This is a genomic window from Rhizobium sp. M10 (assembly GCF_002531955.1).
GTDB lineage: Bacteria > Pseudomonadota > Alphaproteobacteria > Rhizobiales > Rhizobiaceae > Rhizobium > Rhizobium etli_C.
Genome location: NZ_NWTA01000026.1, coordinates 39,251 through 52,651 on the forward strand (window position 1 = coordinate 39,251; position 13,401 = coordinate 52,651).

Here is a 13,401-nt window from a genome sequence, read left to right on the forward strand (position 1 = left end):
CGGATGAGGCGGAGGCCCGACAGCCCGGGCCTCCGGTCGGGCTCAGCCCTTCATGGGTTCCAACATGCCCTTATGGCCGTCGACATTCATCGAGGTGCAGGTGCCGGCGGGGACCGCCTTCCAGGCGTTGCCTTGATAGTCGACCGTTGAGGTGCCTGCGCAGGTGGTGCCGGGGCCGGCCGCGCAATCGTTCTGGCCTTTTAGCGCGATACCATAGCATTTCTCGTTGCCAACCATCTTCTCGGGGGCAAGCGGTGCAGCGTAGGACGCGGATGCGATTGCACTGGCGAGCGAGCCGGCGAGGGCGAGCGTGAGCGTGGAACGGTTCATGAATGATCTCCTCTTTAACGCAGGCCGATCATCGGCTGCGTAACCACTCATTCGTTCCGGAGAGTTCCGAAGTTACGTCGGGCCGCGAACACAAGTTCGTGATGTCAGCGTCTGCCGGGGAGTCGCAGTTTTCCAGCACGACCCGACCCGGTGCGCGCTTGATCTGGCAACCGCGTCGCTATGGCTTCGAGGCAGGCATTCCGGCGGCTACGATTATCTGTTGAAATTCGTCACCGCCGGCATCGACGAATACCGGGCGACCATGGAGCGGCTCACCGACATGGATGTCGGCATCGACAAATATTTCAGCTTCGTCGTCCTGAAGTCGCCGATCATCAAAGCCCATATGCCGCTGACCACTTTGTTTCCACATTAGAGAGCGCGCATTGCGCCGGCATTTATGATCCGCACTTGGCCTCCTCTGTGACAGCTGTCGCAACACTCGGCAGGTGTGGCTGGGTCGTGGAGAGATTTCGAAATTATCGGCTAAAACAACGCTTTGTTCGGCAACGCCAACTTCCGCATTGCCTTAATCTCAGGTGACACAACGATCCACCCCTCAACCTGGCCGCTGCCCTATCGCGCTCGGAAGCAGTCTACCCCGCGCCTCGTAGATTCAGAACCGCCTCCCAAAGAAGGAAGATGACATGTCACTGCTGGTCACCATCGACACCGATCCGGATTTCACTCCAAAGGATGCGATCCCCGGACCGGAGCGGCTCATTTCGGGCAATCCCTTTTTCAAGACCTGGGCCCAGGATGCGTCCAAGGGAGAGAAGGTGTTAACCGGCGTCTGGGAAGCGACGCCCGGCGAGCATCATTCGATCAAGGGAACGACCTACGAATTCTGCCACATCATTTCGGGTCTCGTAGAAATCGAGGAGAAGGGCGGGGAGACGAAAACCTACCGTGCTGGTGACAGCTTCGTCATGAAGCCGGGTTTCGTCGGTGTTTGGCGCACGATCGAGACTGTCCGCAAAATCTATCTTTGTGTTTACGAGTGACCCGCAAAACTCAGGTGCGCCCGATGGCGCACCTGTGAATTCGCGATGGGCGACTTCGGGAATTTGAACCGCCGCGATGGCGCGCCTCCTCAAAAGCCTATATCGATGATCTGCCCGCTCTTGTAATGCTGCCGGGCTCGCGAGCAGCTCCTTCGGTGCCCGCATCAGAATGGCCCACTGCGATCTGCGAACGCTCCATGAGGCTCTCGCCGGCGCGGCGAGATGATCGCGGCGACAATGCCCCGACGACAGCGGCAGGGGAGATCAGTAGCCCTGCGCACCATCGGAAGCTCTTTCAACGAATCCGGCGACGGCGACGATGGCTGTCTCCGTGTGCGGCAAGGCGGCCAGTTCGCCAAGTGTCACGGGTTTGACGGGAGGGCGCAGTCGATAGTAGCCGACCTCGCCGGCCGCAACGCCACGGCATTGCGCCAGCAGTTCAACCGCAGTCAGACCGCACAGCCGGCCTTGACACGGTCCCATTCCACATCGGGTGAACGCCTTCATTTGGTTGGGGCCTGGCACGCCGAGCGCCGCAACTTCACGCAGCTTGCCAGCCGTAATTTCCTCACAGCGGCAGACGATGGTGCCGTCGTCTTCTGGCACACGACACGTTTTGGCGGGCCGGAACCGATGCTCTATGAAACTCCTGCCTCTGAGGGCGCGTGCGAGCTTTCGTGCGAGTTCGTTGCGGCGCTGTTCGTAGACACCCTGACCAATTCGATTGAGATCGAGCGCTGTAGTCAGGCCCGCCAGCTCACCTTGGTGAGCCGAGGCAACCGCCCCGACAATTCCCGCCGCATCACCGGCGATCGAGACCCCCGGAACCGAACTTGCGCCGCAAATGTCGATGGCCGGGCGGAAGGCTGCCAGGCGCTCGTCCCAGACGTAGGCGCATCCGGCTGCCAGCGTGAGATTGAGGTTGGGCACGATCCCCTGGTGCAGAAGGAGCAGGTCGCCTTCGACGTGCAGGGACTTGTCGCCGCGATGAAGCCGCAAGCCGCTGAATTGTCCGGAACCAACTGCCTCGATCGCGGTCGCTCCGCGGATGACACGGGTTCGACGGTGAACCTCCCAGAGGAGCTTCAGGCCCTTGAGGGCATAGGGCGACGCGGCAAAGCCAAGCACGTGAGGCAGGGCAAAGCGCCAGTTCTCGAACGGCGTGGTATCGACGACCGCTATCACGGACACGCCTGCCCGGAGAAGTTGGCTTGCCAGCAAGTACAGTAGCGGCCCGGTCCCGGCGAGGATGGTTCGCCCGGACGGCACGAGACCCGACGACTTCATCAGGATCTGCGCCGCCCCCGCCGTCATGACCCCGGGCATGGTCCACCCCGGGAATGGGAACGGACGCTCGAGCGCGCCGGTCGCGAGGATCACGCGATGGGCTGCGATCGGTCGAGCGATGCCTCCGAGCGAGATCCCGACCTCGAGCCCATGCGCGCCGTCGCCAGTTTCCTCGTCGGCAGGCCCGACGCTCCAGACTGTCGCCCGACGGGCATAGCTCAAGTCTGCCGCCAGAAACCGCTCTGTGATCATCCGACCGGCAGCGTAGTCTGGCCCCATGCGCGCGAGATCGGCGTTCGAAGCCCTGTCGACCGACCGATAGATCTGGCCACCGGGAGATTCGTTTTCGTCGGCAAGCAATACGGTGATGCCGTGGGCCGACGCTTCAACGGCTGCCGCGAGGCCGGCAGGCCCCGCGCCAACTATGATCAGGTCGTAGGCAGGTGCGAGATCAGCGGCAGAGTGAATGTTCCGGATCATGCTTCCTGTCCCACCACGGCGGCGCCATCCTGCGTTTCGACCCGCATGCCCTCTTCCACGGTGATCAGGCAAGCCTGTCGGTTCGCCCGGTCGTCGATCTTAACGAGGCACTCGAAGCACACGCCCATCATGCAATAAGGAGCGCGGGCAGCGTCGGAAACCGGAGAGCGGCGGGTGGTGCAATGTCCGGCAGCCAGCAGCGCAGCGGCGACGCTGTCGCCGCTGCAGGCAGTGGTCGGCGTGCCGTTGAATGTGAAGGAGACAGAACTCTCCGTTCTGTCAGGCAGCCGCTGGAACACGGAACCTCCGGGAATGAAAGACGGAGAGATCTGCGCAGAGTTCACCGACCGAAATTTGCCGCGGCAGGACCAGCGCATGGTTCGCCGCCAGTGTCACGCCGGAATGGCAGGAGAATGCAAACGCACCGGGAAACCTCTCCGATTGCTCGTAAATGGGGTAGCCGTCCGGCGTCACCACACGGAATGCCGCCCAGGTCCGCACCGCCTTCACATCCCTCAGAAGTGGGAATGTGCGCACAGCGCGTTCGGCCATGACTGCGGAAATCGGCCCTCGCGGCCGCTGGTGATCGATTGTCGCTTCCTTGCTCTCCCCGATCAGCACTGAGCCCTCGTCTGTCTGCCGCAGGTAGCCGGTGGCATGGCTGAGGAAGGGCTTCAGCCGCTCGGTGACGATAATTTGGCCGCGGCTAGGCGTGAGCGGAACGTTCAGCCCAACCATCGGGGCGAGCGCGGTGTTGCCGATGCCGGCCGCAAGCACAATCTTGCCGGAAGTCAGCGTCCACCCGTCCCCAGACAATTCGAATGCGCCGGCCCTGTGGTGTATCGCCGTCGTCTTCCGATGCGGCAGATAATGAACGCCACGCTGCTGCAGCGCCTTGTGAAAGGCCGCGAACAGCCGCAGCGGGTTGACGTGTCCATCGAGAGGACTGAAAATCGCGCCTGCCACGGTCTCCCCCACCAGTGGCAAGCGGCGGCGTGTCTCCGCCTGATCGAGTATCTCATATTCGAGCGGCGGAGTACCTTCCCCCTCCATTCCCGGCTGGGTGGCGAGCTTCGCCATGGATGCGATCCCGCGCTGCAGCTCCGTTGGCGTGAGCCGAATTGAGAAACCGCCCGATTGGATGAAGCCAGTGTCGATGCCGGTTTCTGCCTTGAGCTCGGCTGCCAGTCGATGCCAGTTCGCCGTCGAGGTTCGCGACCACCGCGAATAGGCGGCATTGCCGAGGCCCTTGCTTGAACTCCAGACGAGACCGAAATTTGCCCGGGCGGCCCTGTTTGCCAAGTCGCCTTCGTCGACGATTGCGACCCTTTGTCCGCATCTCGACAGGCCCCAGGCTATCGATACGCCTACCAGACCGCCGCCGATGACGATTACGTCGTAATCCATTCCGCTAGCTTCCCCCAGGCACCCCACAGCCTTCTCCGGATTTGGCCTCAGATCAGATTGCGCCGACTTTGACCTTCGAACCGTCAAGGAGGCGCGACAGGCGGAAGGGGGTGGGGTCGACGCAGGGTGTATCATTGGCAACCAGGTCGGCCGCCAGGCGGCCGATGCCTGGGCCAAGGCCGAAGCCATGGCCGGAGCAGCCCGCGGCCAAATAGAGCCCTTTCACACCGTCGGCCGGCGAGATGACCGGCACCGCGTCCGGCGTGAAATCCACGTAGGCTCCCCAGCTGTCGGCGAGTTCGACACCCGCCAATGCAGGAAACTGCTCGCTGACCCGTTTCAAAACAGTCGCAATCGTGCGGCGGCTCGGTGGCGGGTCAAGAACGCGCATCCGCTCGAAGGCCGATAGTTTACTCTTGCTCAAGCTTCCGAATGCTTCCGGCCCCTGGAGGAAGGATTTGCCGATGCCGAACTGCACCGCTTTCAGACGCTTCATGAACATCGGCATGAACCAGCGGGCATAGCGAATGCCTTGTGGGGTGATGTCGAGCATCGCCCTGCCGCTGATCGCAAGCGTGTAGCTGCCATCCAACCGGCGGGTCAGCGCGCAGTCCGGCGTATAGATCGCCTCGCCCACATTCGCTGTGGGCCGCGTACGAAGCGCTGTCTGGCGCACGCTTGCCTGCGGGAACAGAACTCCGTGCTGGCGACAGAACATGGACGTCCAGGCACCTCCGGCGCAGAGAACGGCTTGGGTCCGGATTGTTCCCTTTTCTGTGATCACCCCGGCTACTGCTCCATTCGTCAGATCAAGACCTCGCGCAGCGCACTCCTGATGGACCGTCGCTCCAAGTTTGCGAGCGCCCTCAGCGATCGTCGGCGCGGCGATGGCGGGCTCGCCCTTGCCATCGTCAATCGAATGAACCCCGCCGAGCCATCGGCGACCATTTGCCGGGATTGCGGCAGCCGCTTCCGCGGCACCAAGCATCTTCGTATTGACGTTGAACTGGCGGGCCGTATGACGCCATGCTTCCCATTCCGCCAATTGCTGCGGATTGTCGGTAGCGTAGAGCAAGCCGCATCGACGGAAACCGACGTCCTCGCCAATTTTGGATTCAAACTCACCCCAGAGCCGCAGCGCGACACCCGAGAGCGGCAACTCCCGCTCATCCCGGTTCTGCTGGCGGCACCAACCCCAGTTGCGGCTCGACTGCTCGCAGCCGACATGGCCTTTTTCGACCAGAGCGACCGACAGTCCCCGCTCAGCTAGAAAGAAAGCCGCCGTTGCGCCAATGATGCCGCCGCCGATGACGACGACATCCGCCTTGGCGGGGAGTTCTTCATCGCTGTGTATTCGTTTGAGGAGTGGAGACATGGAGGCTGACCTGAACTGATTTGGAACCGACTTATACGGCACTGTTTCTGCCTCTCCGGCAGAAGCATCTGAGCCGATGACGGCTATCGTATCGAGTTGAAATGGCGGTGCGAGCCGGCCGCAAATGCGGTGGGCTGGGGCAGACTGCCTGGATCAAAGTTTGGTGTCATGCGCGTCCTCGAAGTGAACTCAGCTGAAGCTACCGGAGGAAGGCGAGCAGCATGCATCGAAAGAAAATGCAGGGACGGCGGAATGTTCCGTGTTCGGCGGCATGACAGTCAAAACTTCGGCCGTTGAGCACGTAAGTTGTAAAGCATCGTCTGACGACAATGGTTTTGAATCGACTTCCGGTCGTAGCACGACAGATGCCGGGTTCAGGGCCACATCAACCCGACTGCTGCCGGCTCCAATTGATGCGCGCGCACAACCAAAATAGAGATCTAAGCCATGCCTACGGAAATTAATGATTGCCCAGCGCTTGCTATGATCCATACGGTTCCCGGGATCATCCCCGCATTTAACGAACTCGTCGGTGTCCATCTGCCCAGTTGGCGCTCGTTCAACATGTTAGATGAGAGCCTGCTGGGAAACACAATTCGTGAAGGCGCGTTGTCACCTCAAACTATGCGGCGGCTAGCGGGTCACATTTGGTCGGCGGTGGATGCAGGGGCTTCGGCGGTCCTCGTCACCTGTTCCTCACTCGGTCCTGCAGTGGATGCGACAATGTCGCTCTGCCCCGTCCCGCTCTTCCGGATAGATGATGGCATGGCGATTGAGGCGATCCGGCGCGGGAACCGAATTGGCGTCCTTGCAACTCTGCCTACGACAATGAATCCTACAACCCGGCTAATTGAACGCCATGCTCAAAGAATGGGGCATAAGGCTTCCGTGACCGGTCGTCTTTGTGATGGCGCCTTTGAAAAATTGCGAAGCGGGGACAGGGCGGCGCATGATGCAATGATACGTGACGGCCTCGCTTCACTCGTGGGCAGCGTCGACGTGGTTGTCCTTGCTCAAGCGTCAATGGCGAATGCTCTCAATAAAATGAGCGAGGCATCGGTGCCGGTACTTGCTAGCCCTGAGCTTGGCGTCCTACACATGTCCTCCGCACTGAACGCGCTCGCGCGTTGAAGAAAGTGCGCGCAGTTAATGCATGTCGCCCGGAAGTGTGCAGCGGTTCCGGGACAACGACATGCATAAAAACAATGGGTTAAAGCGCGTCGCATGAATCAAATTTGATGCGACGCGCTTTAGGCCAGCGGTTCACCGGTTTTCAGCGGTTCGAAACAGGCCGGCTTGATGCTGCGCGATCCTGCTCGCAAAGCAGTGACCAAAGAAGGTCTCGCGCATCAGGCGGCGCGGCATTGTCTAGACAAGGCAGTCTACCGCGAGCCGCACCATCGGGTCTGACTTCAGTGGCGGCAATAGCTCCGCACCAATTCCGGATCCTGCTGGAGCCCGTCGAGCCAGGCCGGGTCGAGTGTCGGCACGGAGGAGAAGAGCAGTTGCGAATAGGGATGCTGTGGCGCCTTCACTTTCGAGGGGGTGATTTCCTCGACTTTCCGGCCGCCATACATCACGACGATCTCGTCGCAGATTGCCTCCACCACCGACAGGTCGTGGCTGATGAAGATGTAGGAAAGGCCGAGTTCGCGTTGCAATTCCTTGAGCAGGTCGATGACGGCGGCAGCGACAACGGTGTCGAGCGCCGAGGTGATCTCGTCGCAAAGGATCAGCTTCGGATCGGCCGCAAGCGCCCGCGCGAAGTTGACGCGCTGCTTCTGTCCGCCAGAGAGTTCTCCCGGCCGGCGGTGGCGCAGATTGCGGGGAAGGCGCACCATGTCGAGCAGTTGATCGATCCTGGTGTTTCGCGCCTGTCGATCCATGCGGTGGTAAAAAACCAGAGGCCTGGCGAGGATGTCCTCGACCGATTTTGCCGGATTGAGCGCGGTGTCGGCATATTGGAAGACGATCTGCATCTCGCGCAGCTGATCGCGTGAACGCTCGCGCGCATTGCGGCGCAGTTCCGTGCCGTCGAAGACGATCTTGCCGACTGCGGCCGGCAGGATGCCGGCGATGGTGCGGGCAAGCGTCGACTTGCCGCAACCGGATTCGCCGATGATGCCGAGGTTGCGCCCTTTTTCCACTGTCAGGCTCACATGCTCGACCGCGCGTACGAGAGGAAGGCCGTCGGCCTGGCGCTGCCCATAACCCGCAACGACGTCCTCGATCTTCAGGAGCGGCGCCGTCGCACTCTCGGCGATGCCTGCCGCGCCGCGCGGTTTCGGCTCGAAGGCCGCAAGCAACTGCCGGGTATAGGGATGCTTGGCATTGTTGAGGATTTCTTCGGTGGTGCCGGTTTCCTGGGTCTCCCCGCCTTTCAACACCACGATGCGGTCGGCGATCTGCGCGACGACGGCAAGGTCGTGGGAGACGTAGACACCTGATATGCCGCCCTTCTTCATGACCGATTTGAAAGCACGCAGCACTTCGATCTGGGTTGTCACATCGAGCGCCGTCGTCGGCTCGTCGAAGATGACAAGTGTCGGGTTGCCGATCAGCGCCATGGCGGCAGCCAGACGCTGCAGCTGCCCGCCGGAAACCTGATGCGGATAACGGCTGCCGATCGTTTCCGGTTCGGGCAGGGACAGCGCCCGGAAGAGCTCGATCGCCCTGGCACGCGCATCTTCCGGCGACATCAGCTGATGAATACGGGTGACCTCGATCACCTGATCCATGATCGATGTGGCCGGGTTGAAGGCGGCGGCGGCCGATTGCGGCACATAGGCGACCTCGGTGCCGCGTATTTTGGCGCGCTGCTTTTCGCCGAGCCTGACTACATCCTTACCGCCGACCGAAACACTGCCGCCGGAGATGCGACAGCCCGGCCGGGTATGGCCCATCAGGGTCAGGGCAATCGTCGTCTTGCCGGAGCCGCTCTCGCCGATCAACGCAACGATCTCGCCCTCGGCAACGTCAAGGTTGACGCCTTTGATGATCTCGACGCGTCGGCCGGAATCGGTGGTTGCTTCGACCTTGAGGTCACGGATTTCGATGAAATTGCTCATGACTCGCTCCGATCGCGGATTTTCTGCGGCAGGTTGTCTATCAGCAGGTTGACGCTAATCGTCAGGCTGGCAATGGCAAGCGACGGAAACATGACCGCCGGCGCGCCGAAGGGAAGACCGCCGATATTCTCACGCACGAGTGCGCCCCAATCAGCATAGGGCGGCTGGACGCCGAGACCCAGGAAGGAAAGGCCGGACAGCAGCAGGACGATGAAGACGAAGCGGATGCCGAGGTCGGCAAGCACCGGCCCGACGATGTTGGGCAGGATTTCCGAGCGAATGAGATAGAGGGTGCTCTCGCCGCGGATGCGTGCGACGGTGATGAAATCCATTGCATTGATGTTGACGGCGAGTGCCCGGGCGAAGCGATAGGCGCCGGGGATATAAATCACCGACAGTGTCAGGATCAGAACCGGGATCGAGGAGCCGACTGCGGCAACCACCACCAGGCCGAAAAGCTTGCTCGGGATAGAGTTGAGGGCGTCGAGGAAGCGGCTGAGAATCGTGTCCAGCCAGCCGCCGGCGACGGCTGCGATCATGCCGAGCACGACGCCGCTGAAACAGGCGATCGTCACCGCCGCGAGCGAGATGCCGACCGTATAACGCGCACCCATGAGAATCCGCGAGAGCATATCGCGGCCGAGATAGTCGGAGCCGAGCCAGAGTTCCCGGCTCATCGGGCCGAAATAGTCGAGATCGACAATCTCGCCGACGGGATGAGGGATGATCCACGGTGCGAAGGTCGCGACGAGCGACCACAAGAGGATGACGGCAAGGCCGATCGCGCCGACGATGTTGAAGCGATAGCCGAGCCGGACTCCGGACGGCCGGTCGGAAGTGGTCTCGGAACGGGTCATTGTCATCGGAGCCTCGGATTGGAAAGGATGGCGACGATATCGGCGATGGTGATCAGCAGCAGGTAACCAAGGCAGAAGATCATCGCGCAGCTCTGGATCAACGGCAGGTCGCGGGTGGCGACGGCATCGAGCATCAACTTGGCGATACCGGGATAGTTGAAAATGGTCTCGACGATGATGACGCCTCCGAGCAGATAGGAGAGCGACAGCGCAACGGCATTGACGATCGGCCCCAGTGCGTTGGGCAGCGCATGGCGAAAGACGATGCGCGGCCGCGAGGCGCCTTTGAGCAAGGCCATCTCGACATAGGGTGTGCTGAGCGTCTCGATGACAGCTGCCCGCGACATGCGGATCATCTGCGCGGAGACGACGAAGGTCAGGGTGATCACCGGCATGGCGTAGACGCGCATAATGTCGGTCAGGCTATGGACCTCATTGGCGAAAGAGAGCGCCGGCAGCCATTTCAGATAGACGGCGAAGATCAGCACGGCCGACGTCGCCACCATGAATTCCGGCACGGAGATGACGCCGATAGTGATTACGGTGACGATCCGGTCGTAGAGGCTGCCGCGCAGCATCGCCGCGGTGATGCCGAGCATCAGCGCGATCGGCACCGAGAAGAGCGCGGTGACGCCGGCAAGTTTCAGCGTATTGACGAAGCGGCCGGCAATGAGACTGGCGACAGGCATTTCGTTGGCATAGGACGTGCCGAGGTCACCCTGCAGCAGCCCGATCGACCACCGCAGGAAACGGAACAGTGCGGGCTCGTCGAGATGCATGGCCTTGCGCAGGCCTTCGACGGCTTCCGGGGTGGCAGCTTGGCCGAGCAGGATCGTCGCCGTATCTCCCGGCAGGAGCGTTGTCGCGAAGAAGACGGCGAAGGAGACGATCGCCAGCGTGATCACGGCGACGAGCAATCTGCTCAGCACAAGGGACAAGACGTGAGTGTTCACGGGCGCCTCCCTTTCTGCGTTCGAGTTGAATCCATCAATACGAATGGAGGGACCGGAACGGCGCGGCTGCTCCGGTCCCCGTCTGTTTTCGTCAGGCTTCGAGCCAGACATATTCGGCGAAAGCATACCCCATCTGGCCGCCGAGCGGGTTGGCTTCCAGGCCCTTGAGCTTGGCAGCGATTGCGTCGACGTTGGAGAGATAGGCCGGGATAATCGTGCCGGCCTCCTGGGCCACCATGACCTGCATATCGTTGTAGATCGCCTTGCGCTTCTCCTGGTCGAGCAGGCCGCGCGCCTCGATCAGCATCTTGTCGAATTTCTCGGACTTATACTGGCTTTCATTCCAGGGCGCGTCCGACGCATAGAGCAGCGAGAACAGGATGTCCGGCGTTGGGCGCGGGTTGATGTTGCCGAAATGGATCGGCGCCTTGAGCCAATAATTGTCCCAGTAGCCGTCGGCCGGAACGCGTTGAACATCGAGCTTCATGCCGATCTCGGCGCCTGCAGCCTGCATGATCATGGCCATGTCGATCGAGGAGTTCGCCGCATCCGAGGCGATGACCGGGATCGACTGTCCCAGCACGCCGGCTTTTTCGAAGTGGAACTTCGCCTTATCAGGATCAAAGCCCCGCGCTTTCAGATCTGCGTTGCGATAGAAGTTGACGGGGGAAACCGGCTGGTCGTTGCCGACTTCACCAAGGCCGCGTAGCGCCGATTTGACGATCTGCTCGCGGTTGACCAGATATTTCATGCCTTCAATGAAGTCCCGCTTGCTGCCGGGCTCCATGTCGAGGCGGATGTTGAGGTTGGTATAGTTACCGGAGGTCGTCTTTGACAGGACGAAGCCGTCGCCCTGGGCTTCGACGAGGCGCATCGAGCGCGGGTTGATCGCAGATGCCAGGTGAATATCGCCCGACAGCAGCGCGTTGACACGGGCATTGTCATCGCTGATGGCGAAATATTCGAAGGAATCGACGTTCGGGCCGGATTTCCAGTAATTCTTGTTCTTGATCCCGACCGAGCGCACGCCCGGCTCGAAGACCTCCTTGACGAAAGCACCGGTGCCGTTGGCCTTGGTGAAATCGGTCGTGCCATCGGCGACGATCATGAAATGATGCATCGCAAGGATGGTCGGCAGGTCGGCATTCGCATTGGCGAGCGTGATCTCGACGGTCTGCTTGTCGATCGCCTTGAAGCCCGTCATCTGAGCGGCGATCTTGGCAACTTTCGAGCCGACCGACGGGTCGAGATGGCGTTTCAGCGAGAAGACCACGTCGTCTGATGTCAGCGGCTTGCCGTCATGGAACGTGACGCCCTTCCTCAGCTTGACCGTCCAGGTCTTGGCGTCCTTGGATTCCACGGCTTCGGCGAGCTCCATCTGCGGCGTGCCTGATTTATCGAGGAAGGTCAGGCGGTTGTAGAAAGAGCAGCAGCGGACATAGTCGGTGGAGAGCGATGCCTTGGCGGGGTCGAGCGTATCGGCCGTCGAGGACGACCAGCCGGCCGCCTTCAGCGCCCCGCCGGAAACGGGCGTGGCAGCGAGCGCCTTGCCGGCGCGACCGAGCACGAGCCCGCCGGCGGACATGGCGACGCCACCCGCGAGCATCATATGCAGCAGCTCGCGGCGGGTGGCGCCACGACGGATGGCGGTTTCGACCATGGCGTCGTCGGATCTGGTCCAATTGGTGATCTTGTCGTTCATCTCATTCCCCTTTTCTTCTGTGGCGGGCGGCCGTGCAGGGCGAGCCCGATCCGGTTTTAAAAGTCAGGCGCGCGCGGCGGCCACGGCATCGGCAAGGCCGGCCATGGACGTGAAATGATAGTCGGGCGTCGTGAACTCGGCTGGTTCGATCGTGCCGCCGTAACCCTTCTCAGCGTGCCGCCGCTCAATCCAGCAATTGGTCACCCCGAGTTTCCTGGAAATCCCGATATCGTGATACTGGCTCTGGGCGACATGCAGGATGTCATCCTTCGAATGCCCTTCCGACGCGATGTAGGCGAAGACCGTCTCGAAGAAGGCGGGATCGGGTTTCTCGGTCCCGGTATCGTCGGCGGTGAAGGCGGCATGGAAGGGATTGCCGAGCTCCTTCTCGAAGAAGGCGAAGGCCCAGCGGCGGGCATTGGTCATCGCAACGAGGCGGTAGGTTTGCCCCAGCCTTGCCAGGGCTGCGGCGCTGTCTGCGAAACCCTTCCAGCTTTTCGCCGAGTCCCGCAGCCGCTCGCCATATTTGCGATCGGCGGGCAGGCCGAGCTTCGGCGCGATTGCGAGGTAGACGCGCACGAGGTCGTCGGGAAAGAGGTCGGCGTCGTCTGAGTAGCGGGCTTCGCGATAGAGGCTGAGCGCCTGCTCGCCATCGATTTCATTTCCCGTTTCGGCCGCGATCTCGGCGAAACAGCTCTTGAGGCCGCCCTCGAAATCGATGAGCGTGCCGACGACGTCGAAGGTCAGGTACTTGAATTCCGGAAGGCTCTTGCTCACGCGAATTCCCCAGTGTTCGGCTCCGATTGAGCGCGCTTCTCAAAGAAGAATATTCTGTTCCCGGCGGGATCATCGTCCCGCTCTTGTATGGAAGGCCCGCAATTTGTCGGGATCCGGGCCTTTCGTCGATTTCAGTTTGTCACCTGCACCGCGCCGAATTC

12 protein-coding genes and 1 pseudogene are annotated in these 13,401 nt (G+C 61.4%); 3 read left to right on the forward strand and 10 right to left on the reverse strand.

What is annotated here, in order from left to right:
• Positions 1-42: 42 nt before the first annotated feature.
• Positions 43-330 carry a DUF2282 domain-containing protein gene (locus CO671_RS28275; RefSeq protein ID WP_097608730.1) on the reverse strand — a complete coding sequence of 96 codons (288 nt, stop codon included), beginning with the start codon at positions 328-330 and terminating at the stop codon, positions 43-45.
• Positions 331-529: 199 nt separating this feature from the next.
• Between CO671_RS28275 and CO671_RS28280 the strand changes: the two are divergent.
• Both CO671_RS28280 and CO671_RS28285 read left to right on the forward strand, forming a co-directional pair.
• A pseudogene (locus CO671_RS28280) lies at positions 530-706 on the forward strand (Lrp/AsnC family transcriptional regulator); the annotation flags it as partial.
• A 271-nt stretch (positions 707-977) separates the two neighbouring features.
• Positions 978-1,334, forward strand: coding sequence for a cupin domain-containing protein (locus CO671_RS28285; RefSeq protein WP_064685941.1), 357 nt, complete (start codon positions 978-980; stop codon positions 1,332-1,334).
• Positions 1,335-1,598: 264 nt separating this feature from the next.
• Here the strand turns inward: CO671_RS28285 and CO671_RS28290 are convergent, their stop codons facing one another.
• Genes CO671_RS28290 through CO671_RS28305 form a run of 4 tightly spaced genes read right to left on the reverse strand, consistent with a single transcriptional unit; the run spans position 1,599 to position 5,883 of the window.
• Positions 1,599-3,101, reverse strand: a complete 1,503-nt coding sequence (locus tag CO671_RS28290) for an NAD(P)/FAD-dependent oxidoreductase (RefSeq protein WP_097608731.1) — start codon at positions 3,099-3,101, stop codon at positions 1,599-1,601.
• Positions 3,098-3,400: a (2Fe-2S)-binding protein gene (locus CO671_RS28295; RefSeq protein ID WP_010032602.1), complete on the reverse strand. Its 303-nt coding sequence runs from the start codon at positions 3,398-3,400 to the stop codon at positions 3,098-3,100. The genes CO671_RS28290 and CO671_RS28295 overlap by 4 nt, the downstream gene beginning before the upstream one ends.
• Positions 3,381-4,508, reverse strand: coding sequence for an FAD-dependent oxidoreductase (locus tag CO671_RS28300; RefSeq protein WP_097608732.1), 1,128 nt, complete (start codon positions 4,506-4,508; stop codon positions 3,381-3,383). The genes CO671_RS28295 and CO671_RS28300 overlap by 20 nt, the downstream gene beginning before the upstream one ends.
• A gap of 52 nt (positions 4,509-4,560) precedes the next feature.
• Positions 4,561-5,883 (reverse strand): FAD-binding oxidoreductase, encoded by a 1,323-nt coding sequence (locus tag CO671_RS28305; RefSeq protein WP_097608733.1) that lies wholly within the window; start codon positions 5,881-5,883, stop codon positions 4,561-4,563.
• Positions 5,884-6,330: 447 nt separating this feature from the next.
• Here CO671_RS28305 and CO671_RS28310 point away from each other — a divergent pair, with 447 nt between their 5' ends.
• Entirely contained in the window at positions 6,331-7,014 is a 684-nt protein-coding gene (locus CO671_RS28310; protein ID WP_097608734.1) for an aspartate/glutamate racemase family protein, read from the forward strand.
• Positions 7,015-7,295: 281 nt separating this feature from the next.
• Here the strand turns inward: CO671_RS28310 and CO671_RS28315 are convergent, their stop codons facing one another.
• The 5 genes from CO671_RS28315 to CO671_RS28335 form a co-directional block, all read right to left on the reverse strand.
• A complete protein-coding gene (locus CO671_RS28315) occupies positions 7,296-8,951 on the reverse strand; it encodes an ABC transporter ATP-binding protein (protein WP_097608735.1) in 1,656 nt (551 codons plus the stop codon).
• Positions 8,948-9,814 carry an ABC transporter permease gene (locus CO671_RS28320; protein WP_097608736.1) on the reverse strand — a complete coding sequence of 289 codons (867 nt, stop codon included), beginning with the start codon at positions 9,812-9,814 and terminating at the stop codon, positions 8,948-8,950. The genes CO671_RS28315 and CO671_RS28320 overlap by 4 nt, the downstream gene beginning before the upstream one ends.
• On the reverse strand, positions 9,811-10,761 hold the full coding sequence (locus CO671_RS28325; protein WP_097608737.1) for an ABC transporter permease: 951 nt from the start codon (positions 10,759-10,761) through the stop codon (positions 9,811-9,813). Before CO671_RS28325 ends, CO671_RS28320 begins: the two co-directional genes overlap by 4 nt.
• Positions 10,762-10,852: 91 nt before the next feature.
• Complete coding sequence (locus CO671_RS28330) at positions 10,853-12,463, reverse strand: ABC transporter substrate-binding protein (protein ID WP_097608738.1); 1,611 nt, start codon at positions 12,461-12,463, stop codon at positions 10,853-10,855.
• Between the two features lie 63 nt (positions 12,464-12,526).
• Positions 12,527-13,240 carry an HAD-IA family hydrolase gene (locus tag CO671_RS28335; protein WP_097608739.1) on the reverse strand — a complete coding sequence of 238 codons (714 nt, stop codon included), beginning with the start codon at positions 13,238-13,240 and terminating at the stop codon, positions 12,527-12,529.
• Between the last annotated feature and the right edge of the window lie 161 nt (positions 13,241-13,401).

What these genes read in the sequence shown, in the direction of transcription:
- CO671_RS28275 (WP_097608730.1), bottom strand. Translation starts at nt 330, where the DNA reads ATGAACCGTTCCACGCTCACGCTCGCCCTCGCCGGCTCGCTCGCCAGT.
- CO671_RS28285 (WP_064685941.1), top strand. Translation starts at nt 978, where the DNA reads ATGTCACTGCTGGTCACCATCGACACCGATCCGGATTTCACTCCAAAG.
- CO671_RS28290 (WP_097608731.1), bottom strand. Translation starts at nt 3,101, where the DNA reads ATGATCCGGAACATTCACTCTGCCGCTGATCTCGCACCTGCCTACGAC.
- CO671_RS28300 (WP_097608732.1), bottom strand. Translation starts at nt 4,508, where the DNA reads ATGGATTACGACGTAATCGTCATCGGCGGCGGTCTGGTAGGCGTATCG.
- CO671_RS28305 (WP_097608733.1), bottom strand. Translation starts at nt 5,883, where the DNA reads ATGTCTCCACTCCTCAAACGAATACACAGCGATGAAGAACTCCCCGCC.
- CO671_RS28310 (WP_097608734.1), top strand. Translation starts at nt 6,331, where the DNA reads ATGCCTACGGAAATTAATGATTGCCCAGCGCTTGCTATGATCCATACG.
- CO671_RS28315 (WP_097608735.1), bottom strand. Translation starts at nt 8,951, where the DNA reads ATGAGCAATTTCATCGAAATCCGTGACCTCAAGGTCGAAGCAACCACC.
- CO671_RS28320 (WP_097608736.1), bottom strand. Translation starts at nt 9,814, where the DNA reads ATGACAATGACCCGTTCCGAGACCACTTCCGACCGGCCGTCCGGAGTC.
- CO671_RS28330 (WP_097608738.1), bottom strand. Translation starts at nt 12,463, where the DNA reads ATGAACGACAAGATCACCAATTGGACCAGATCCGACGACGCCATGGTC.